General features: G+C 46.2%; 21 protein-coding genes and 1 tRNA gene. 2 read left to right on the forward strand and 20 right to left on the reverse strand.

What is annotated here, in order from left to right; translation table 11 throughout:
* From K8R76_10040 to K8R76_10055, 4 genes are all read right to left on the reverse strand, one after another.
* A partial coding sequence (locus tag K8R76_10040; GenBank protein ID MCD4848521.1) for a TerB family tellurite resistance protein occupies positions 1–1,228 on the reverse strand: 1,228 nt, incomplete at its 3' end.
* A 9-nt stretch (positions 1,229–1,237) separates the two neighbouring features.
* On the reverse strand, positions 1,238–2,797 hold the full coding sequence (locus K8R76_10045; GenBank protein MCD4848522.1) for an Hsp70 family protein: 1,560 nt from the start codon (positions 2,795–2,797) through the stop codon (positions 1,238–1,240).
* Positions 2,784–3,515, reverse strand: coding sequence for a nucleotide exchange factor GrpE (gene grpE / locus K8R76_10050; GenBank protein ID MCD4848523.1), 732 nt, complete (start codon positions 3,513–3,515; stop codon positions 2,784–2,786). Before grpE ends, K8R76_10045 begins: the two co-directional genes overlap by 14 nt.
* A 259-nt stretch (positions 3,516–3,774) precedes the next feature.
* Entirely contained in the window at positions 3,775–4,254 is a 480-nt protein-coding gene (locus K8R76_10055) for a DUF2085 domain-containing protein (protein MCD4848524.1), read from the reverse strand.
* Positions 4,255–5,124: 870 nt separating this feature from the next.
* Here K8R76_10055 and K8R76_10060 point away from each other — a divergent pair.
* Positions 5,125–6,252, forward strand: coding sequence for a hypothetical protein (locus K8R76_10060; GenBank protein ID MCD4848525.1), 1,128 nt, complete (start codon positions 5,125–5,127; stop codon positions 6,250–6,252).
* Positions 6,253–6,455: 203 nt separating this feature from the next.
* On the opposite strand, the gene K8R76_10065 is transcribed toward K8R76_10060, so the two are convergent.
* From K8R76_10065 to K8R76_10080, 4 genes are read right to left on the reverse strand one after another with little or no spacing between them, the layout of a single operon-like run.
* On the reverse strand, positions 6,456–7,502 hold the full coding sequence (locus K8R76_10065) for a flippase-like domain-containing protein (GenBank protein ID MCD4848526.1): 1,047 nt from the start codon (positions 7,500–7,502) through the stop codon (positions 6,456–6,458).
* Positions 7,474–8,049, reverse strand: coding sequence for an SIS domain-containing protein (locus K8R76_10070; protein MCD4848527.1), 576 nt, complete (start codon positions 8,047–8,049; stop codon positions 7,474–7,476). Before K8R76_10070 ends, K8R76_10065 begins: the two co-directional genes overlap by 29 nt.
* The gene (locus K8R76_10075) at positions 8,046–8,852 is read right to left on the reverse strand and encodes an NAD(P)-dependent oxidoreductase (protein MCD4848528.1); all 807 of its coding nucleotides are present in this window, start codon (positions 8,850–8,852) and stop codon (positions 8,046–8,048) included. The genes K8R76_10070 and K8R76_10075 overlap by 4 nt, the downstream gene beginning before the upstream one ends.
* Before the next feature lie 18 nt (positions 8,853–8,870).
* Complete coding sequence (locus tag K8R76_10080; GenBank protein ID MCD4848529.1) at positions 8,871–9,689, reverse strand: hypothetical protein; 819 nt, start codon at positions 9,687–9,689, stop codon at positions 8,871–8,873.
* Here K8R76_10080 and K8R76_10085 point away from each other — a divergent pair.
* On the forward strand, positions 9,668–10,123 hold the full coding sequence (locus K8R76_10085) for a hypothetical protein (protein MCD4848530.1): 456 nt from the start codon (positions 9,668–9,670) through the stop codon (positions 10,121–10,123). The two genes, K8R76_10080 and K8R76_10085, sit on opposite strands and share 22 nt — an antisense overlap.
* On the opposite strand, the gene K8R76_10090 is transcribed toward K8R76_10085, so the two are convergent.
* The 12 genes from K8R76_10090 to K8R76_10145 form a co-directional block, all read right to left on the reverse strand.
* Positions 10,101–10,745, reverse strand: coding sequence for a hypothetical protein (locus K8R76_10090; protein MCD4848531.1), 645 nt, complete (start codon positions 10,743–10,745; stop codon positions 10,101–10,103). The two genes, K8R76_10085 and K8R76_10090, sit on opposite strands and share 23 nt — an antisense overlap.
* 49 nt (positions 10,746–10,794) lie before the next feature.
* Positions 10,795–11,406: a hypothetical protein gene (locus tag K8R76_10095; protein MCD4848532.1), complete on the reverse strand. Its 612-nt coding sequence runs from the start codon at positions 11,404–11,406 to the stop codon at positions 10,795–10,797.
* A gap of 15 nt (positions 11,407–11,421) precedes the next feature.
* The gene (locus tag K8R76_10100; protein ID MCD4848533.1) at positions 11,422–13,245 is read right to left on the reverse strand and encodes a hypothetical protein; all 1,824 of its coding nucleotides are present in this window, start codon (positions 13,243–13,245) and stop codon (positions 11,422–11,424) included.
* A complete protein-coding gene (gene rsmA, locus K8R76_10105) occupies positions 13,242–14,057 on the reverse strand; it encodes a 16S rRNA (adenine(1518)-N(6)/adenine(1519)-N(6))-dimethyltransferase RsmA (protein MCD4848534.1) in 816 nt (271 codons plus the stop codon). The genes K8R76_10100 and rsmA overlap by 4 nt, the downstream gene beginning before the upstream one ends.
* Positions 14,057–15,304 (reverse strand): YchF/TatD family DNA exonuclease, encoded by a 1,248-nt coding sequence (locus tag K8R76_10110; protein MCD4848535.1) that lies wholly within the window; start codon positions 15,302–15,304, stop codon positions 14,057–14,059. Before K8R76_10110 ends, rsmA begins: the two co-directional genes overlap by 1 nt.
* A gap of 98 nt (positions 15,305–15,402) precedes the next feature.
* Positions 15,403–16,677, reverse strand: coding sequence for an adenylosuccinate synthase (locus tag K8R76_10115; protein MCD4848536.1), 1,275 nt, complete (start codon positions 16,675–16,677; stop codon positions 15,403–15,405).
* A 13-nt stretch (positions 16,678–16,690) separates the two neighbouring features.
* Positions 16,691–17,257, reverse strand: coding sequence for a ribosome biogenesis GTP-binding protein YihA/YsxC (gene yihA, locus K8R76_10120; protein MCD4848537.1), 567 nt, complete (start codon positions 17,255–17,257; stop codon positions 16,691–16,693).
* Positions 17,258–17,274: 17 nt separating this feature from the next.
* Positions 17,275–18,534 (reverse strand): ATP-dependent Clp protease ATP-binding subunit ClpX, encoded by a 1,260-nt coding sequence (clpX, locus tag K8R76_10125; GenBank protein ID MCD4848538.1) that lies wholly within the window; start codon positions 18,532–18,534, stop codon positions 17,275–17,277.
* Entirely contained in the window at positions 18,534–19,121 is a 588-nt protein-coding gene (locus K8R76_10130) for an ATP-dependent Clp protease proteolytic subunit (protein MCD4848539.1), read from the reverse strand. Before K8R76_10130 ends, clpX begins: the two co-directional genes overlap by 1 nt.
* On the reverse strand, positions 19,121–20,398 hold the full coding sequence (gene tig, locus K8R76_10135) for a trigger factor (protein MCD4848540.1): 1,278 nt from the start codon (positions 20,396–20,398) through the stop codon (positions 19,121–19,123). The genes K8R76_10130 and tig overlap by 1 nt, the downstream gene beginning before the upstream one ends.
* A gap of 21 nt (positions 20,399–20,419) precedes the next feature.
* A tRNA-Leu gene (locus tag K8R76_10140) sits at positions 20,420–20,505 on the reverse strand.
* 125 nt (positions 20,506–20,630) lie between these two features.
* Complete coding sequence (locus tag K8R76_10145) at positions 20,631–21,317, reverse strand: hypothetical protein (GenBank protein MCD4848541.1); 687 nt, start codon at positions 21,315–21,317, stop codon at positions 20,631–20,633.
* Between the last annotated feature and the right edge of the window lies 1 nt (position 21,318).

Here is a 21,318-nt window from a genome sequence, read left to right on the forward strand (position 1 = left end):
CCTTTGCTATAAGCTCCTGCATCTGACTGGCCTGTTTCTGCTTCTCAGGATCGGAATGGGTGGCCAGAGCGCGCCATTTTCTGTTTTCCTTTCTCAGGTGCTTTCTCTTCTCTTCCCTGGTCCATTCGGGATCAATTCCCAGAATTGTATTCACGTCCTCAGTTTCATGAATACTTACAGGAAGAATTTTCTCGGTCATGGTTCTGAATCTGTCACGATTCACACCAAGGCTTTCCGCAAGGGAGTTGACCAGATCAAGCTCAACGTCCATTGCAGTTCCATCTGCGCTGGCTACCTTCAGACAGAGTTCAAGAATATCGTACTTATCACCCATTGAAGCGGCAGGAATGGGGGTCAGCTCTATCAGATCGTTACATAGATGAATCAGATCCTCAGGATCAGCGCTGGCAGAGGCATCCATTGACACTTCAACAGCCCTGTTGAGCTTCTCCTTAACCTGTTCCCGATTTGATTCAGCGCTGCTGGCTATTCTCTTCTTTATCCATTCCTGGACAACAGCACCCTCAGTACCGGCAAAACTGCCGTCAACGGCACTTACTGAAACCGCAAGTTTTACCGCCAGTTCAGCTGCCCTCAACCTGCTTTTCATGCTGTCAATGTAACCGGACTGAGTATTCGTATAGCTTATCCTGGATTGTGACATGGCCAATACTGTACCGTTCAGGGCTGTCAGCGATATGGTGAACAGGAGAATTCTTTCTCCCCTTGCGGGGAAGGTTAGAGTCTCAATAGGCACTGAGAGCATAGACTGCCAGTCCGGAATAAGGGACATAGTGAAAGGCAGTGTGTCTATGCTGGACGAAAAGAAAGCCACCGTATCCTTGTACTGTAGATTATCCAGCGAACACAGGACAGGCTGCTGGTCATCCTCACCCTTCGTGATATCGAAAAGAGTTATGGTTTTGAGTATGGGGCAGTTATTCATGGGTGCAGTGATAGATCCCTGCATCTCCACCGTAAAAACTTCCATCGAGATATCGCCAAAGTCCTTCAATTCCGAAAAAACGTAGGTCTGGAATGTTGAATGCGAGACAGGTGGCCTGGACATGCTTATTCCGCCTGTTGTTATGATTACATTTGGTGAATTCTTCTGCTGATCATTTTTATGGGCTGTTGCGGCAATTATGCTTACGATAATTATTATTATCACTATACCGCAGCAGCAGATTTCTGGAGTATCCGTTGCAAGCATTATCAGTGCGATCAAAGCAGCCTCCTATTCCACCTGGAAAACACGCAGGCTTGATCTCCTTCGCTCCACCTCGGACTGAGACATGTGTCCCGCCTGGGTATCGATGTCCATTTCAAGTTTCCTGCCCGATTCCTCATCTTCGAAGACGCAATGCATTCTCTGATTGGTATCGTAACTGTAACGGACCTTTACCGGTCTGTTAGTCTCCCGGTTCGGAGGCAGATCCAGATGTCCTACAGCTACGATATTTACCAGATCAGGATCAGTACTCTCAATAACGTGCTGGGTAACTTTCGCCTCTATTGCAGTCTGTCCCCTAACTGCCGTGTAGTAAGTTCTTTCAACCTGGCAAGGCAGGGTTGTATTCTTCGGAATGAGTACATCGTTTGACAGGATGTTTCTTCCCGTTTCGGCATCAAGGGCTGCGATAATAGTCCCGTAGCAGTGTCCGCAAACCTCCTTAAGCTTGATATCACCCAGGCCGGCGGCTACTCCCTCAGGAACTCTGGAGGCATCCTGTTCCATTAATTTCAACCCTGCATGAAGAGCTGCTCCAAGAGCAACACATTCATCAACATTTACCGCAACCGTAGGAGGTTTGCCGAACATTTTTTCAAGTCTTTTCTGAATGACCGGTATTCTCGTACTTCCACCCACCAGTAATATCTTGTCTATTTCACCCGGCTTCAGTTCAGCTTCATCCAGGACATCCTCAACAAGCATATCGATCCTTGCGGTCAGGGCCGAAATGGATTCTTCGAACTGCTCCCTGCTGATCTCATGCTTGAAGCTGCCGTTATCGCCCACAAGAAGGGTTTTTGCGGTGGGACGTTTTGAAAGTGTTCTTTTTATTTCTTCAGCATCGATTTCGTATCTTGCGCGGTCTTCAGGCGTTGGAAAGAGTTCTCCCTGTTTCTCTTTACTGTAGACATCCCTGAAATTCTCAACCAGTTTCTGATCGAACTCGTACCCTCCAAGCTGGTGATCACCGGTAGAACATATGATATCTATTGTCTTTCCATGAACATTCATTACGGTAACATCAAACGTTCCTCCACCGAGATCGAAAACCAGTATTTTCCCGGAGACAGACTGCTCAGAAGCGTAAAACAAAGCAGCTGCTGTGGGTTCGTTTACTATTCCTATAACATTGAGACCGGCCATTTTCCCGGCATCCATTGTAGCTTTTCTTCTGATCTCGTCGAAGTATGCCGGAACAGTAATGACTACTTCGGAGATCTCCCCAACCTGCTTCGAGCAATCTTCTTTCAGCTTTCGAAGAATCAGGGAAGACAGCTCAGCCGGCGTCCACTTTTTCCCTATAACTTCCTCCGGGTAAAAAGGATCTCCCATGTATCGTTTTATCCATCGGGCGGATCTGGTGACATCCTCAGCCCTTGCGTTGATGGCTTCATGACCCACAAGCACCGTTTCCTGATTGTCATCAGGGAAGTAGACAGCGGATGGAGTAATACGCTCCCCATCTGAATTGGGAACCGTTTCCGGCTTGCCTATGCTGTTAAGAATCGCCAATCCTGAAAAAGTGGTTCCCAGGTCTATACCTGCAATATTACTCAATTTCATCACTTCCTTCTGGTTCTTTCTCATACAGCTTTACTTTCGCAGGGCGGATGAGTTTCCGCTGTTCCTCACTGATGTAATAGTAATAACCAGGACATATTATTTCCGAGATATGCCCCGGTTTTCCTCCTTCTCCGGCAGAGTTCTTGCCGGTTACTTCCGCAAACCTTTCCTGACCGGAATAGGGTGTATCAATCTCCGGTTGAAACTGCTCAACACCGCTTCCGTCCAGCGCAAACACAAGCTCATCGTGAATCATTTCAAGATCCTGCCGGTGAGCGTCAGAGATATCATCTGTACTTTGCAGGCGCTTTTCCACATCATCAATACACCTTATTATTCTAAGGCAGAAGCTTCTCAATATTGTCCAGTCGTAGCCATCCTGGAGCTTTCTAACCAGATTCTGCTGTTTGGACAGGTAGTCCCTGAGACTGGAAACCTGGGAGAGCAGATCAGCTGTTGAACCGTCTGAACGCCTGGCGAAATCATCAGCCGACTTGAACGCACTGAGGGTCTCCAGGCTCTGTTTCTCCAAACCTGCCTGTACAAGCTCACTTATATCAGAGATCTGCTTTCTTACTTCCTTACGAAGATCATGCATATCATTTGAATTCCTCTTGAAAAGAGTTCCAAGCTGTTTCGACAGTTCCTTGAACTGTTTCCCTGTAAGCAGGCCCTCTCCCTTTCCGGTTTTGTCAGCATTTTCGGTTTTCCCTGCCATTCCTCACCTTCCAACATTTCTGAAGTAAACTGAAATCAAGATCAGTGTCTCTGCTTGAACTGCCGTCCCTTCGCAATAAGAGTTCGTTTTTCTGTAATACAAATTGCTATGCAGAATGTATAGTGCAGTCAGTCACACACAGCATCACGAATCCACATATCTGCTTATTCTAAGGATGATATGATATTGAATCAAGCTCTGCCCGTTCATGAAAGACGAACATTGAAGTGCCTGATGACAAAGCTGCTTCAGAACCAGTTCATGAACCGTTTGATTTACAGCGTGACCTGTCTATTAATAAGCACAGAAGCTGGCTCAGTCCTAACCCCCACAGGAAGCCGGTTACTATCTGAAGAAATGGAGAGACACTAATTGAGCCTTTGAATTCCATAATCCATTGCGTCGCCATTGCTCCGGAGAAGAAGATAGATGTAAGAAGGGTAGTTTTCAATACCAATTTATTCCGTAATATCGGGAATATTATAGCGCATCCAATAAAAAATGAAATATATATTCCGGTACATCTTACACAAACTGCTGCAGGACGCCCAAATAATTGAGGGCAGCGATCTGGTATACCGTGGCACAGAAGCTTGTATACACATCTTATCGAACCAGCCGTACTCTCCGAAGAAAGCCGTTCAAGAACCGGAGGAAGCATACCCGTAATCCAGATTGCCAGAAAAGCCAGTGCTATAAGAAGAGCCCATATCGGATAGTCACCGTTCTTTCGGATCAATACTATCTCCTGATTCAGACTAAAAATTTTGCCGTACGATCAATTATTCTATTAAGATCGGTCATATCGCCCCGGCTTTTTGGGTACAAGTATAATGCTATTGTATTTCCGGTGGTTCTTTATCGGCAAGTTCGCTGACCTGAGATGTTGTTACACCCTCACGAATGGCTGCTATCAGTCCGACAAGGATTATCGGCACGAACTGCGTAGTGTGGAAGAGTAATGCGAATATTCTGCGCGGAAACCAAAACTTGATATATCAACTACCGGAATCCATACATATTCTCTCCATAGAGGACAGAAATGTGCAGCTCTCTTAAAGAATGTCTGGGACTTGAATATGTTGAAACAGAAGGTTTATCAAAAATAATACCAGAATGCGGAGGTCCAATATAAGTCATCTTCTTCATCAAGAATCATTCAGTGACCAGATGTACTCAAGTAAAACTTGATAATACAAGCAATTAATGATAGTTCATTCTTTGTGTAAGACACAAACAGTCTTACGTCTGCAAAAGTTTTTACACAACTAGACTTGAGAGGATTCTAATTCGTATAGTAATCGAGGTTATAACTTGACACTATAGTTTATACTGAATCTATTACTTATTATGATGCTGATTAAGGTATCATTAAATGTGAGGAGTTTCGATGAGAAAGTATCGAATTGTCGTGCTGTCTTTCTGTATTCTTGCTATGGCTATCCCGAGTGCCACTATGGCTGGGGGCTACCGGGCTACTGTTCTTGATGGACCTAACTGGACTCCGTGGGATGACCGTATCAATGAACTATTTGAGACGGTCAATGGATTGTGCAGCTCGACTGATACCAACGATCCGATTTGGTTTTGCGGAGAAGGAAATCTTCTCATGAAAAAAGATGGAGACGATTGGTATGATTACAGTGGCGGAAGTTATGGAACATGTACAGATCCGCTTTATGATGTGGCTGTAAATATTGATAATCCCAACAATGTTGTTGCAGTTGGATATGATATGCGTGCCATTACGTTCGATGGAGGAAATACATGGAGGAGAACATGTTTCTTTTATCCACATCCTGATGTAGCGAGAAGTATAGTTTACGACTATACTGAGGAATGCTTCCTTTATTGCCGTGATAATGGAATAGTCGGATACGGTGGAACCTCGAATCCTCCATTTGGTACTTGGTTTATACTTGATTATGCATGGTATCCACTAAGGGGAGTAGCTGCTGTATTAGATCTTTCAAATTTTTATTCTATCGCAGTTGCCGTTGGAAATTATGGTAAAATTTATTACGCAGAGGATTATACAAGCGGGTTTTCGGAATTGATTGAAGCATCGGTTTCTCCAAGCACATCTGATAACTTTAATGCTGTAGATTTTTGTTGGACTGGGTCACCCGGAGTAGCTGTGGGAGATAATGGAACCATTTACTATTCAACAGACCATGGAAGGTCTTGGTTAGAAGTTTTTTCTACAATATCATGTAATCTGCATGATGTCTCATTCAATTCAGGTATAGCAACGGCTGTTGGGGATAATGGCGTAATTGTGTATGCGTATACCAGCAATATAGATCAGTGGTATTATGATGTATCTAATACAGATAAAGATCTTTTCGCTCTAAGTGATCAGAACGATTTCTCTCTTATTGCTGCAGGTGAAAAGTATGCAATGAGTTCGATAAGATCGGGACTTGATGATTTGCACACTACTGTGTTAAGTGAAGAGGAAATTCAGGGTGCATTACAAGTAGTGTCAGTCTACGGAACAGGTGCAGCACAGCTTAGATATACACCGCATGAAACGGAAGATATTCAGATTGTACTATTCGACATATCAGGTCGGGTTGTTCACGAAAGCAGGCATTCTGCAGAGATCGGAACTGAGTTTCTATTGGAATTTGATCGCTTTTCATCAGATGCAGGTGGTCTGCCAAATGGTCTTTACAGTTGCTTGTTACGTGAAGGTAATACCTACTTCACAGACACCTTTGTTATTTCAAGATAGTACTTTGATAAAAGGTTCTTAGATGCAGATGAGTTAATTAGCGTATACTTAAATATAATGACTGGACCACCACTTCTGATATGGTAACCTATCCTTATTGAAAACTTCACCAGAGGCGGCCCAGTCATTATATCTACCCTTAGGCTCTACATATACAGGAAGAATGTAGAATCTATAGAATTAGAGGAATGGCTGAAATAGCGCTATTCCATCTCCGGTGGTTCTTTATCGGCAAGTTCGCTGACCTGAGATGTTGTTACACCCTCACGAATGGCTGCTATCAGTCCGACAAGGATTATCGGCACGAACTGCGTAGTGTGGAAGAGTAATGCGAATATTCTGGTGTTCTCAACTGTTATTCCCACAAGACCGGGCAGTACGAGCACAAGCGCTCCGTGTACTGTTCCGGTTCCCGCAGGGGTAGGGATTAGCATTCCGAGACCGGCCAGAATCAGAACAAGCAGGGGATAATACCAGAGTACTTCGAGATGCATTGCCCTGAATACCGGCAAGACCGAAAGAGCAAGCATTCCCCAGACACAGAGCGAGTAGAATATCACCTTAATGATCTCTCTCCAGTTCTTCAGCACTTCAAGTCCGTGAGAGAAGGAAATAAGCAGACGCTCGATTTTTTCTGAAAATGATTTGAGCCTGATCCATCTGAAAGGAGCGGAGATCGCTCCCGCTGCCTGCTCCTTCCACTTCCGGAGAGAAATAAGCATAAGTAGAACGACAAAATAGAGCAACGCAGCGCCAATCAATCCAAGCCTGATAGCAGTATCAAGTTCCGTCCACAGTACAGCCAGAACGATAAGTGTCATGGTTGCCAGGGTAAGCCCATCGAATATCCGTGCAAGCACCACTGTTGCAAATGAGGATGCTCCGGGTACTGAAGTCCGCCTTGAAAGGAGAAGTGCTCTGAGGATTTCACCAACTCTTCCGGGAAGGAGGGCATTAACCATAAAACCTGTAAGAAGAGGTCCTGACGCATCCTTCATCGAGACTTTTTCCAATGGAGACAGAAGCAGACGCCATCTTACGATTCTGAAGAAATAGCTCAAAGCCAGCGGAGGGAGAATAAGAAGGAGTACAGGCCATGACATCTCCCCGAGAGCAGACATAAGCTGAGCCATATCCATTTTTCGGTAAGTGAGAAATAGAGCTATTCCGGCTATTATTATTCCAGGAATCAGGTGTTTCCAGATAGCGTGTTTCTTCAAATCAGCGGCCTGACCCTGACGAACGCGCATATGCCTTTTCAACTGCCGAGCAAATGGCGTGTCCGGCTATGAGAAGCTCTTCCTGTATGTGACTGGTCTCGTTTGAGAATGCTTTGACCGCAACATCGGCTTTTTCAGCAATTTCTCCTCCGTCATTACCCGTGAATCCTATGATTTTCATGGACTTTTGTCGAGCTTCCTCAACAGCTTTTATTACATTCCGCGAACGTCCGCTCGTTGATATCGCAATCAGAACATCTCCGGGTTTTCCCAGTGCTTCCAGCTGCCTGGCAAATATCTCTGAAAAATCGTAATCATTTGCTATGGCAGTAACAACAGCAGCATTGGCCGTAATCGCTATGGCTGGAATAGCATCCCGTTCAAGGCGGAAACGTCCGACTAATTCACCTGCCAGGTGCTGAGCATCAGCAGCGCTCCCGCCGTTCCCGCAGAAGAAAATCGTTCCGCCGGAAAGAACAGATTCCACACATATATCGGACGCTTTTTCAATCATCTCACAGTTAAGCGAAGCAATCGAAGCCTTAGCGGCTTTTATGTATTTCTCTATTTCAGTCATTTACTTATCCTCCATTTTTCAACCGCATCCCATACTGTCGGTAATTCAAGGTCTCTGGATGTGGCCAGTACTGAATAGGCAGGTCTTGGGGCGTCAAGATCAAGCTGTGCCCAGGTTGTTTCCTGAATTGTGCCGTTTACATATTCCGCAAGCATAGTGGCTAGTTCGAAAGGAGTCACCCCGGGACTGCTGGCAAGATGAAAAAGACCGGACCTACCATCAATGATAATCTTCAGAACCGCCCCGGCAAGATCGGGCGCGTATGTCAGGCAGGCAACCTGGTCGGTGACAGCTGTAATCATGGCGTTCTCCGACAGCATTCTCCAGAAATACGGAACCATTCCCATTGATTCTGAAAACAGCCAGGAAGTTCTTATAACAATATTATCGACAGACCCGCCAAGAGCTTCGGATTCACCCTGAAGTTTACTCTCTCCGTATATGTTAGCGGGGTACGGAGTATCACCCTCAAGAAATGGTTGAACGCGATCATACCTGCCATTGAAGACATGATCGGTTGAGAAGGTCACCAGTTTCCTGCCCGTGCGGGCAAGATTCCCGACTCCGTCTCTGTGTACTTCAAAGGCCAGTTCAGGTCTTCTCTGACAAAGATCAACGTCCGTAACAGCAGAACAGTTGATGATCCACTCGGGATCAGTTCTGTCAATTGCTCTCTTAACCGATTCAATTTCAGTTATGTCCACATCAGGAAGATCAATTCCATCCGCTTCGTTTCCAAGCAGATCCAGAAACACTTTTCCCAGCTGCCCGTTTGCACCGGTTATCAGAAATTTCTTCTTCACTTTTCCTCTTGATTCAATTCATGTCATCAACGGAAGCTTCGGTAATTCACAGTTGTTAAGAACCATTTCAGGCATTTTTCCCGTAAGCAGATTGTAAGCACCCGGAGACACTCTGTCTACCTCATGCTTTAATTCTTCCGAAAGCAGGTTATCGCCGGGGTGGTGGGCATCCGAAGAAAGAACATGAACCATCCCGGTTTCAATAAGCCTCCAGGCTGTTTCATCTGTCGCTCCTGCTCCTGTAAGGCTTTTGGCGCAGACCTGAATACCGACTCCCATCTCTGAAAGCCTGCCTATCCTTTCCGGTCGAGTCCGGCACCATGAGTATCTCTCCGGATGGGCAAGCAATGGTTTGAATCCCTGTTTTAAAACAGCTCTGATTCTCAATAGAGCGAATATCCAGGGCATATTGAATGAATGTTCAACCAGTACCCAGGATGTTCCCGGAAGGCACAGGACATCAAGAGCATTCGCTGATGGTTTCCACCTGTCAAGCATTACCTCTCTTGCAGCAAGGACAGAGAATTCATCTTCTATTCTCAGTCTGTTGGCAAAGGAAAGAAATTCAAGTATTCTTTTTGACTGAGAACTGAATACTCTTCCGCTGGTCGAAAGACGAAAATGAGGGGTTGCTACTAAAACAGCGGGGCGGGTCATCTGTTCTTTCATCTGACTAAAAAGCTGAGTGGATTCTTCCCAGGTTGCAGGGCCATCATCAACACCGGGAACAATATGACAGTGAAGGTCTATTAGCTGTTGGATGGATGCCTCCTGACCGGGTAGATGACTGAATACTGTTGGAGGGGAATATAGCCATGACGATGAGTATTGTAATATCCGTCATTCTTGCTATCCTGATTTTTGTTCCCGCAGCACAGGCGAATGAGGCCAGAGCTCTTGAACGCCTGATGGTTGCTGTATCAGGTCTTGAGGATCTGGGAGATGAAATGATCGGTGAACCTGTTACGGGAAGCTTGCCCCTCGGAGACACGGTCTCTCGCGAACTGATATTCACCAGGGAGTATATGTACTTCCTTTACATCTGGTCAGATTCATATTTCAATATCATTGAATTCTGGTTAATAAATCCTTCAGGTGATATTCACAGCATAGCTGATGGAGGTACTGCAACTCTGGCTGTTTTCCCGGATACAACGGGAAAATGGAGACTCAATATACTTCTGCATGAAGGAGCGTTTTCGGATACCGCATCATATGCAGCTGCTGTTTTCAGAGCGCCACGATATATCAAATACTTTGACCCTGAGTGATCTTCCTGATAAATTGCTCCGATTCTATCTGAGGAAGAATCTTAAGAGCAGCGGATGAATCTTTCCGCCCGTGCAGAATAATGTGACCTGCCGGCTTTCCTGCGGGACCCACCGGTTGAAGTATCTCGGGAGCAATTCCTGCCGACTTACATCCAAGTATCATCTTCGGTAGAAGAGCGGGTCTGTTGATCATGATGAACAACCCCCCGGAAATAAGCAGATGAGCGGAGGCTCTGATAAAATAGTAGAGGAGCAGATCTGAACCTGACCTGGAGATACGTCGCGTTCTGACAGGACTGCTCCTGCCGGAAGTGATCTTTCCGAATGGAGGATTCATAATTACCGCATCGGTGATTGCACCTGTAAGTATACGCGGAACTGCTTCGACATCACAGCATATCCCTGCCAGATCAATGTGTTTTCTCCGGAGTCTGATGGATCTGATCATCATTTGAAGCAATTCTATCTGAACATCGATTCCGATCCATCTGCAATCCGCATTCAGGGCGGAGGATGCCAGAATTGCGCCACCGCTTCCACAACCGAGTTCGATCACGACTGAACCGGGAGGAACAGCAAGAGAAGATGCAAGAAGCAGAGTATCCGTTGTCACAGATGTCATCTGGTCCTGATACAATTAGATATCGCAGGGAAGGACAACCGTCTCACAGCTACCTGTAAGAAGCCTTGGCTGCACCCCATGTGTAATGCTCTTCGGTGTAATCTCCATGTCTGTAATCAGACCATCTTTTTATCGACCATAACCCGTAGTTGTCCTCGATCATTAGAAATATCACTCGTCCTCTGGCCGGGTTGTCCCATCCGCAATACTCACTGCCTGCTGCTACTATTTCATAGTCCCGGAATATCTCGGCTGAATCGGATGGTGCCACCGGATCTGGAAACTCGGCGACAGTGCTCATTATGAAGGACGCCTTGGTGGAATCCGGGAATCCCGAACCTTCAACCGCGGCAAAAATATTCAGTACCGTGTTCTGCTCAACTTCATAATCCCAGTTGCTGAAATCCCATGAATACTCTGCTATGTCGGCGTCATCCGCCAGAAACATATAGGAGGAATCACAGCATGCCATGAACATCGAGATGGATCTGCCCTCAAAGGAATTTGAAAGATTTAATACTACTGTGGAAGGGGCATATGGCTGATACCAGGGGATGTCATCATTGGGATTTGGATACTCCGGGTCTCTGGGATCAAAAAATGAACATGAGACGGCAAGAAGCAGTATGGAGATGCTTGACAGAATGAGCAGAGTTTTCATTTGTTCACCTTCAGTCTAGAACTGGTAATTAAGCCCGACATCAGCCTTCCAGTAGCTTGGTCTGTCATCTGAATAAAAGGTCCTTGTTACGCGGAGAGACAGAATTCCATTATTCAGGTTCATTCTCGTCCGCAGCCCGACATGGTGCATGTGATCGATCAGTGAAGGATTACCGGAAGCTAGATAGTTCCTCTGAGAGTACTCCCAGGAATAATTGGGAGTGAGCCCGATCTTTTCACTGATGTGAAAACCCATATTCAAGGTAATGGTATTGTTTATTATCTCCTCGGATCTGCTGAAAACCGAGTTGTCAAAACTTCCCTGATCCCGGAAATCGAATGTGTTGGAAACACCCAGAGTGGTGCTGTCTTCAGATACTCTCATAAATGATGTTGTGGAAACAAGTCTTCTGAACAGCAGGTCTGATCCTTCAGCTTTGACCTCCGGAAAAAGAAACGTTGTGTAATCAGCACTGATCTTGATTGTTTCCTGCAGTGTCCAGCTGCCACCCGGAAAATACCTGAATCCCGGGTTGAAACTGTATGTAGATGAAATTTTGCTGTTCGCAGATTGCTCCGCCATCAGATAAACGGTTTTTCTGCTCTGTCCCTGGATACTCGCATCCAGCGTCACTTTGCTGCTCAGCGGGATCTCCGCGGAAAGAGAAAGAGCTTCCCTCAGTATATCGTAATCGTTGTTATCCCTGTATTCATTCCCAAAGCCATCAGTCCATTCTCCATATGTATCAGACTTGCTAAGCTGAATCAGCCGTTCAAATGTAATCCGGCTGTCCCCCGGAGTATATTGAAGGTTGGACGAAAAGACTCTGTTATCACTGATATCGTATACATCGAAAAGTGTCGAAACTCCCGTGGCTGTACGTTTTCTATCGTTACGATTGAGTGAGCGAGAGAGAGACATGGTCAGTTCAAGATCATCAATTATCTGATATCGCAGGGAAGAAGAGATACTTCGCTTTCGATCCAGCCTGTCCCGTACATCTCCCTCGGAACTGCTGGTATCAGGATCATCCTCTTCCCAGAAATGATCCATGTAATCCCATCCGGTAGTAATCTCCATACTCAGATACTCAAATGGAGACGGTATTACAAAAGTCAGGTCACTGTACCAGTTATCCTGCCACATACAATTGGCCGAATCATGATATACGGAAAACTGGCTTGATGCTCCGGCCTGAGCGGTAAGATTGCCGCCGTTGAAAACCTGCGGAAATCCGTAACTCAGCCTGGCGGTAAGCTGATCAGTTCCTTTATCTATCTTATCACCATTTCTTCTCTCCTCTCCAAATGTAATATTCGCGTTAAGAGTACTGAAAATGTTTTTACTCAGGGAGATGTCTACATCGCTCACTCCTCCCTGATCATGGCCTGTTATTGTGCTGTCTCCGGATGGGTTCATGTAATCCACGAAATGTGCTCCGAGTTTCATATCGATCGACAGCCATGATGTCGGAGAATAACGTATCTGACCAGAGGTGGTGTTTTCCAGCTGATCCTTGATTAAAGTACCATAGCTCTCTTTAGTGCTGATATTTCTGGAAAGATTTATTCCGAACTCCAGTCCGGATCCGGGACGAAATGTCACGCTGGCGGATCCGTTACGGTTTTCAGTAAAACTCTGATTGCCCTTTTCCTTCTTTGCTGAGAATGAAGCATTGGCATTCATTGTGATCCTGGATGTGAGCTGGTGCACCAGAGATATTGAATTTAGAAGTGTACGGCTATCCTTGATTTGATCAAGTGAAATATCATATCCCACTGAAACAGCTTTGAGTACTGAAATAAACAGAATAAGCAGTAATACTATGGATTTCTTCATTGTAGATTCTCCGCGAGTCTGACAAACATCTCGGGCTTTATCTGCTCTGCCCTCAGGCCTGTGTCGATTCCTGTCCTGGCCAGAATCTCCAATGACTGATCTCGGCCTAAAACCGGCTTCAGATTGTTGAGAATGGTTTTCCTCCTGGAAGAAAATGATATACTTACAATTCTTCTGAATTCACTGAACAGCTCGCGAGAAACCATCGGCTCGGTTCGTTTCTCAAGAACCACAACCCTTGAGTAAACCACAGGAGCAGGGTAAAAATCCTCCGGGTCAGCATCAAGAAGTGTCCGTACAGTATAATACGGCCATATCTTCAAAGCCAGTTTTCCGTACTGCTTTCCCCCGTCTAACGTAGACAGCCTTATAGCAACTTCCCGCTGAAGCATCAGGACAGCCTTCTGCACCTGATCAAAACCCTCCTCAAGCATTCTGAACAGTATTGGAGAGGATATTGAATAAGGAAGGTTACCCGCAACTGTATGAAACGGAAATCCCGGTAAAGTCTCTGGATTCACGCTGAGTATATCACCTCTTGTCACTGAGAGGGCTTCATCTTTGAACCTTTTTCGAAGAACATCCACCATTTCCGGAGAAATTTCTACAGCGGAAAGAGATCCGCAACGGCCAATCAGTTTTTCAGTAAGAGCGCCGAATCCGGGGCCTATTTCAAGAACGCTTCCGGATGTTGAGACTTCCTCAGCGATTCTGGACGCAATATAACTGTTAACAAGAAAACTCTGCCCGAGTTTTCTATTCGGAATAATCCCTGCACTCTTTAGAAATCGGCGCAGTTCGGTGATAAACATTATCCTCTGATCCTGAACGGAAGACTGATCCTATCGGCGTAAGCAGCAATTGATTTCATATCTACTCCGGGATAACGAACAGCTGTAAGCCTGGTTCTGCATACTTCCCTTGAAAGCTGAATGAATTCCTGCAGCCTGTCCCATGCTGAATCATTGTCCGGAACACATACAGCGTTGTACTCTTCCATATCAGACGCGTTGAGGCTCACGCTGACATCATTAAAAGGTTCGAGAAGCCTGAGCGTTTCTTCAGGAGACAACCTCTCAAGACAGAGACCATTCGTATTGAGCCGAACGGAGAAACCTTTTTCCGAGGCTGTTTTCGCGAGAGTAAGCAGAAGCTCCGGTCTCATGGTTGGCTCGCCGTATCCGCAAAAAACGATTTCTTCAGCCCATACCGGCTGAAGCGTGCCGATAATATCCATGAGTCTCTTGTCAGAAGGCTCTTCATGGTGCTTCAGATAGTACCCGCCTATGCCGTCGGTTCTGTCTCTAACGCAGAAACGGCAATGATTTGTACATCTGCCTGTGATATTCATGTATATTCTGTTATAGAGCATGTATACAAGATCCGTTCTGGACACAGGCGCGAGCTGAAAAGCACGAAGCGAATTTTCAAGAAGTATCTTCGAAGCAGCAAGCATGTCCATATTCCACAAATCTGCCAGAACCCCGGCTGTGTGTATAACATAGCAGGGTTCGTTTCTTTCCCCACGAACAGGCTCAGGCGCCAGGTAAGGAGCATCTGTTTCAACAAGAACCTGTTCTTTCGGCAGTGATTCAGCCAATCTTCTGAGTCTATCATTCCTCCTGTATGTGAGCGGTCCTGCGAACCCGATAAAAAAACCTCTATCAGCTGCCTCTTGAGCAACCTTATCCGGTCCGGTATAACAATGCATTATTACCGGTACTCCGGGATTCTCGCCCAGAACATCCAGGACAGTTTCTTCGGCATCTCTGGAATGCACTATCAGTGTCAATCCGAAAATCTCCGCCAGATGAATATGTTTCTCGAAAAGCTCAATCTGGAGCGAAGGGGAAACTCTCTTATGAAAAAAGTCCAGTCCTGTTTCTCCCACAGCTAGAACTCCGGGGTATAGCACTGTTCTTGTAATGTCAGTGAACATATCCGCAGAATCGATATCTGCATCATTCGGATGGATTCCTGCAGCAGCAAATATCCCCTGATATTCCGATGCTAATTCCGCAGCCTTCCGGCTGCTTGCCGGTGATATTCCGGGAACCATTATCCTGGTAACATTGAGCCTGTCTGCATTTGAAAGAACACGCTCAAGATCATCATTGTATCGCTCATCGCAGAGATGACAGTGTGTATCGAAAAAACCTACATTCTCCAGATCAGATCCTCCCTGGCGGGTCCTGTGGAAATTGCTTTGATGGGTACTCCGATAAGCTGCTCAATGAGCAGCACGTACTGTTTCGCATTTTCAGGCAGAGCTTCCCAGTCCCGTTCTCCGGAAATGTTTTCTTCCCATCCGGGCAGAGTTTCGTAAACAGGGGTATGATTCCCCAGTCTTGCCCCGGTTTCGAACAGTGTAAGATCTGTTTCCGGGTCAAGCACGTACTTCTTGCAGACTTTCAGTTCCGGTATACCGCTCAGCACATCCAGAAGTGTTAGAGCAGTCCAGGTGCATCCATTTATCCTGGCCGTGTAATTCGTCAGAACGGCATCAAACCACCCGCATCTTCTGGGTCTTCCTGTAGTTGCGCCATATTCGTTTCCCTGCTCTCTTATTCGTTCACCGAGCGCACAGGTAAGCTCAGTGGGAAACGGTCCGTTCCCCACCCTGGTGGAATAGGCTTTCATGACTCCGACAACTTCATCAATCCTTACCGGTCCTATCCCGAGACTGGTGCATGCCGCTCCCGCTACACACGAACCGCATGTAACAAAGGGGTATGTGCCATGATCAGGATCAAGAAGAGTTCCCTGTGCTCCTTCAGCGATAACGGAACCATCGTTGTCCAGTATTCTTGCCAGGAGAAGAGATACATCCTCAGCATATTCAACAAGCTTCAGAGATATACTGTTGAAAATTTCCACTTCACTGTTGAGAGATCTGATCTCATCTTCAGATAGATCAAGTGTTTTCAGGCAATCTTCGGTTATCAGCGCAGATTTCTCCAGGAATATGTCCGGCATCGCAGCATCCTCCAGCCGGATACCTTCCCGCATGAATTTCCGGACATAGGTCGGGCCGATTCCTCTATATGTAGTTCCTATTGCTGAAACACCTCTTTCATCCTCATTTTTTCTCTCGAAATATTTACCTGCGGGATGTACAAGATGTACTTTTCCTGAAATGGAAAGCCTGTCCGTGATTGAGATTCCATTTGTTTCCAGTGTCTTGATTTCATCCATCAGTGCTGCTGGGTCCAGTACACAGCCCGCACCGATGATTCCAAGGGGATCAGGGTGAATCAGTCCGCTCGGAAGCTGGTGGAGAGCAATCCTTCGCCCTCCTGTTTCAACGGTATGCCCCGCGTTCGCACCTCCTGAAAACCTCGCAACTGCATCAGCGGTTCCCGAAAGGTGATCAACCATTTTTCCCTTGCCTTCATCTCCCCATTGCAACCCTGTTAATATGGTCGCTGGCATGATAATCCTTTCATTATGAGACAGCCTGGAAAAGCCATTTTTTCAATTCCTTTATCCCGGATCCCGTAATTGATGACACTGGAATTACCGGCCCCATATCCTGAGCTTTTCTGACTGCTGAAGCAAGTTTTCCTTTTTTCAGTTTATCCGATTTAGTAAGCGCAATCACATATGGTCTCCCCCGGTTCTTCAGGAATTCAACCATTTCCATATCAATAGGGAGACACGGATGCCTTGCATCGACCAGAAGGACAACTCCCCGCAGCGGCAATCTTTCCATCAGATAGGTCATGATCCAACCGGCCCACTCTTCGCGATTCTTTGATGGCGCCCGAGCATATCCATATCCAGGAAGATCTACAATGTAGTAACTGCCGGAAACTGAGTAAAGATTGAGAAACTGTGTGCAACCGGGTCTGGAACTTGTCCGGGCTACTGATGTGCCCCCGTTCAGTCTGTTAAGAAGTGATGATTTACCCACATTGGATCGGCCTGCAAAAGATACTTCAGGCAACCCGTCATGGGGAAGACTCCCGGAACCGGGACAACTTCGAAGAAATTTAACATTTAGTGAAGACATTACTTAATAAAGTCGTTTCAGCCGGCTTTTCCGGTTTCCTTCTTTTTCCGGGATCTGACAATCCTCGGTTCTGATTCTCCTCTGATCACGGCAGGAGAAACCACGAGTTTACTCACATCATCAAGATCAGGCAGATAGTACATGGGTTCCAGAAGTACATTCTCGATTACGGAACGTAATCCTCTGGCTCCGGTGCCAATCTTCTTCGCTGTCTGCGCAACCTCTTTAAGGGCACTTTTTGTAAATTCAAGTTTTACATCCTCGAGTTCGAAAAGGTATTCGTACTGTCGTACAAGGGCATTTCTGGGCTTTGTAAGAACATTGACAAGATCATCAATATCCAGATCATCAAGTGCCACATGAACGGGCAGTCTGCCGACAAGTTCGGGAACCAGACCATATCTGACCAGATCATGCGGTTGAACGTTAGCCATAATATTGGTGTCACTGTCAGCAACTGAGTTGACGGTTGCACTAAATCCCATTGAGCTTTTTTTAAGACGTTTCTCTATGATCTTATCCAGGTCATTGAATGCACCTCCGCAGATGAAGAGGATATTGCTGGTATCTACGAGAATATTATCCTGATAAGGGTGTTTTCTGCCACCCTGAGGAGGTACGCTTGCAACAGTTCCTTCGATGATCTTCAGAAGAGCCTGCTGTACTCCCTCACCGGAAACATCCCTTGTAATAGACGGATTCTCAGACTTTCTCGAAATCTTGTCAAGTTCGTCTATATAGATGATACCCTGTTGCGCGGCAAGAACATCCATATCAGTAACCTGAAGCAGTCTGAGCAGGATATTCTCGACATCCTCTCCGACATACCCCGCTTCTGTAAGTGTGGTCGCATCCGCTATTGCAAAAGGAACATCCAGTATTCTGGCCAGAGTCTGCGCCAGAAGCGTCTTTCCGACGCCTGTGGGTCCCATCAGGAGAATATTGCTTTTCTCGAGTTCAACATCCCCGGAATTGTTTCTGGATCGCAATCTTTTGTAATGGTTGTAAACGGCAACCGAAAGAACCTTTTTGGCCTGCTCCTGACCGACCACATATTCATCCAGCTGCGCCTTTATCTCGGAAGGAACAGGCAGAATCTCCTTTACGAGTTCCGGAACATCAGGCTTGATGTCCTTTTCAATCTCAACCAGCTCGTTGCAGTACCTTATACACTCATCGCAGATATGAACGCCGGGACCTTGTATCAGCTGGTTAACCTCAGCAATTGATCTTCCACAGAATGAACACTTTTTTTCCTTACCCATAATATTTCCCATCAAGTCCTGGATAAAAGCATGTTATCTACTACACCGTAATCAACCGCTTCCTGTGCATCCATCCAGAAATTCCTGTCCGTATCGGTTGTTATTCTTTCAAGCGACTGCCCTGTATGCTCAGCAAGAATAGTATTCAGTGTTTCCTTTGATTTAGTAATCTCCCTGGCCTGTATCTCTATATCTGTGGCCTGGCCCTGGGCTCCTCCCATTGGCTGATGAATCATCACTCTTGCATGAGGAAGAATGTTCCGTTTACCCTTCGCGCCCGCAGCCAGAAGGACTGCTGCCATACTTGCGGCGGTACCCATACAGAATGTAGCTATCGGTGGTTTGATGAACTGCATTGTATCGTAAATCGCAAGCCCTGATGAAACCATGCCTCCAGGGCTGCTGATATACATGTTGATGTCCTTTTTGGAATCCTCTCCTTCAAGAAACAACAACTGGGCGACAATCAGGCTGGCGGTCTGACCGGTCATGGTATCACCTACAAATATGATCCGCTCCTTCAGAAGGCGTGAATAAATATCGTAGGATCTTTCCCTGTTTCCTTCTCGCTCTACAACAAACGGTATGATAGATGGCATCAGGATTGCTCCTCTTCCCTGGATATTTCCTTATTCGGTTCTGCTCCGTTATCTTCAACACTTATCCAGTGCCAGGATGAGTCCGGTTCTTCCCCGGATGTATTCTTGTCTTTTCCCTTTCGGGGCTTCTTATCAATGATATCAGCACGATCAAGGATAAGTTCCACAGCTTTTCTGTTTCTGAGTCTGTCCAGAACGGATGCAGCCGACTCTTCGGAGTTCTTTTCAGTATTAATGTCCTCTTCAGTAATTTCGATATTTTCCTTCAAAGCAACAGCTCTGAGCACAAGGAATTCCCGAACCTTTTTCAAAGCCAGTTCTTTTGTCGCCTCTATGGTTTCCTTGCCTGGTTCTTCTTCCCCAAGCCTTTTAAGGTAGTCCTGTGTAAGGTTATCAACCATGTATACAGGCGGGTCGAACGGGTTGCTTTCCAGAAGACTGTCAATGGCTTCTCTTTCTTTAAGAAAAACTATCTCCTGCTCGTAGCGGTTTCTGACGCTTTCCTCTACTTTTTTCCGGAGATCTTCCACACTGTCAACGTCAGCTGCTTTCTTTGCAAATTCGTCGTTAAGCTCGGGGAGAACAGGATGTCTGATATCCATTATCCTGAATCTATGAACAGGATGCAGGTTTTCCTCTGTATCATTATCCATCCTGGCCAGGAACTGTGTGCCTGCCGCAGCTCCCAGAACCAGTTCATCAAAACCTGTTCCAATCTGTGATTCTCCGATTCTAATACTGAACTCCTGCGGTTCTCCCGAATCTCCGTCCGGCACCGCTTCAAGCAGCACAAGGTCACCTTCTTCAGACTGCCTGTCAACTGTTTCAAAGCTGACCATTTTCTCGCGGAACGAATCTATCGTATCTTCTACCGCAGTTTCAATATCGAGAGAAGGCAGTTCTATTTTAATACCGTCGAGCCCTTCGGGTTCAGGGGTTTCATAGAGTGAAAAAGTCATTTCGAAAGAGTACGCTTTCTCCTCCGCGGGAAGTTCTATCTTTCCCTCAGGATCATTATCATCAAGTATCCAGTCTTCCTCTTCGAGCATTGCTGAAGTGAGTTCCCGCCTGACGATATCAGCGACTTCCGCCTTTATAATATTTCCATACTGCTTTTCAATAATCGACCTGGGTACTTTCCCGGGTCTGAACCCCGGTATTTCAAGATCCTTTGTAATCTGCTTGCGAATATCACGGAAATGCGATGATATCCTGTCGGATGATTCCGTAAAACATACGGTTCTTCTGTTCTCTTCTGACTTCACAATGTCATACATCAGTTGTTCTTCCCTTTGAAATGGTGCGAGAGGGGGGACTTGAACCCCCACAAGTCTAACTTACCAGATCCTAAATCTGGCGCGTCTGCCAATTCCGCCACTCTCGCAGTCAATGATCAGTAAATGTGCAACCGCCAAATATGCACGGATAAAACATTTCCGTCAAAGATCATAATTCCGTTTTGGAAACCTTTTCCTCGCGATCCGGGTGGAATACGCACTCAGGTTATCGTTAATCCTGTTCAGAGCGGTACTGTTCCCTGACAAGCGCAGCCTCATCACTCTCTGGATACCTGTTGAGCAGCAGATCAAAGAGACGGTCTCTCTCAAAAGGAGCGCTGTGAGCACCGTAGATATCAGCTGCCCTGAATATAGCTCCTGCAGCCCATTCGGAACCTGGATACATGTAATACAGGGCAACCAGATCCTCTATGGCGCGATGCGACTGTCCGGCTGCTTCCCAGCAGATAGCCATGTAATACAAAGCATCATCAGCAAGAGAAGAGGTCGGGTATTTCTCGTGAAGTTCCATGAACCCATGTGCTGATATCTCGAAACTCCCCTGCTGGAACTGCCTGTAAGCCTCCTCGTAGAGAAGTCTGGCGTCGGGTCCGGAGACAGTATCCTGTTCAGTGATTCCGCTGGTATTGCCAAGTCTGATCAATGCAAGAGAAAGTTCATCAGCAATGGCTGTAAGCCTCTCAATCTCAGAGGAACTTCTGGAACCTGATTGTGCCTGAAGCCCTCTCAGAAGACTCTCGTTCTCTTTCATAGCAAGGGTCAGTGAATCAATCTCATTCCGCATCGAAAGCTGCCCGGCTTCAATGTCAGCGATCTCCTTCGGAGTGTGAACCCAGACACCAAAACATCCTGTAAATGTAAGTGACAGAAAAACCGCAGTGATAATTCCTCGAATCATA

Origin of the sequence: Candidatus Aegiribacteria sp. (assembly GCA_021108435.1) — a bacterium.
Lineage (GTDB): Bacteria > Fermentibacterota > Fermentibacteria > Fermentibacterales > JCC-6 > Aegiribacteria.

Bases quoted from the DNA above. Each gene is read 5' to 3' on its own strand.
- K8R76_10045 (MCD4848522.1), bottom strand. From the start codon at position 2,797: ATGAAATTGAGTAATATTGCAGGTATAGACCTGGGAACCACTTTTTCA.
- grpE (MCD4848523.1), bottom strand. From the start codon at position 3,515: ATGGCAGGGAAAACCGAAAATGCTGACAAAACCGGAAAGGGAGAGGGC.
- K8R76_10060 (MCD4848525.1), top strand. From the start codon at position 5,125: ATGAAAAAAGATGGAGACGATTGGTATGATTACAGTGGCGGAAGTTAT.
- K8R76_10065 (MCD4848526.1), bottom strand. From the start codon at position 7,502: ATGCGCGTTCGTCAGGGTCAGGCCGCTGATTTGAAGAAACACGCTATC.
- K8R76_10070 (MCD4848527.1), bottom strand. From the start codon at position 8,049: ATGACTGAAATAGAGAAATACATAAAAGCCGCTAAGGCTTCGATTGCT.
- K8R76_10085 (MCD4848530.1), top strand. From the start codon at position 9,668: ATGACGATGAGTATTGTAATATCCGTCATTCTTGCTATCCTGATTTTT.
- K8R76_10090 (MCD4848531.1), bottom strand. From the start codon at position 10,745: ATGACATCTGTGACAACGGATACTCTGCTTCTTGCATCTTCTCTTGCT.
- K8R76_10095 (MCD4848532.1), bottom strand. From the start codon at position 11,406: ATGAAAACTCTGCTCATTCTGTCAAGCATCTCCATACTGCTTCTTGCC.
- K8R76_10100 (MCD4848533.1), bottom strand. From the start codon at position 13,245: ATGAAGAAATCCATAGTATTACTGCTTATTCTGTTTATTTCAGTACTC.
- rsmA (MCD4848534.1), bottom strand. From the start codon at position 14,057: ATGTTTATCACCGAACTGCGCCGATTTCTAAAGAGTGCAGGGATTATT.
- K8R76_10110 (MCD4848535.1), bottom strand. From the start codon at position 15,304: ATGGTTCCCGGAATATCACCGGCAAGCAGCCGGAAGGCTGCGGAATTA.
- K8R76_10115 (MCD4848536.1), bottom strand. From the start codon at position 16,677: ATGCCAGCGACCATATTAACAGGGTTGCAATGGGGAGATGAAGGCAAG.
- yihA (MCD4848537.1), bottom strand. From the start codon at position 17,257: ATGTCTTCACTAAATGTTAAATTTCTTCGAAGTTGTCCCGGTTCCGGG.
- clpX (MCD4848538.1), bottom strand. From the start codon at position 18,534: ATGGGAAATATTATGGGTAAGGAAAAAAAGTGTTCATTCTGTGGAAGA.
- K8R76_10130 (MCD4848539.1), bottom strand. From the start codon at position 19,121: ATGCCATCTATCATACCGTTTGTTGTAGAGCGAGAAGGAAACAGGGAA.
- tig (MCD4848540.1), bottom strand. From the start codon at position 20,398: ATGTATGACATTGTGAAGTCAGAAGAGAACAGAAGAACCGTATGTTTT.
- K8R76_10145 (MCD4848541.1), bottom strand. From the start codon at position 21,317: ATGATTCGAGGAATTATCACTGCGGTTTTTCTGTCACTTACATTTACA.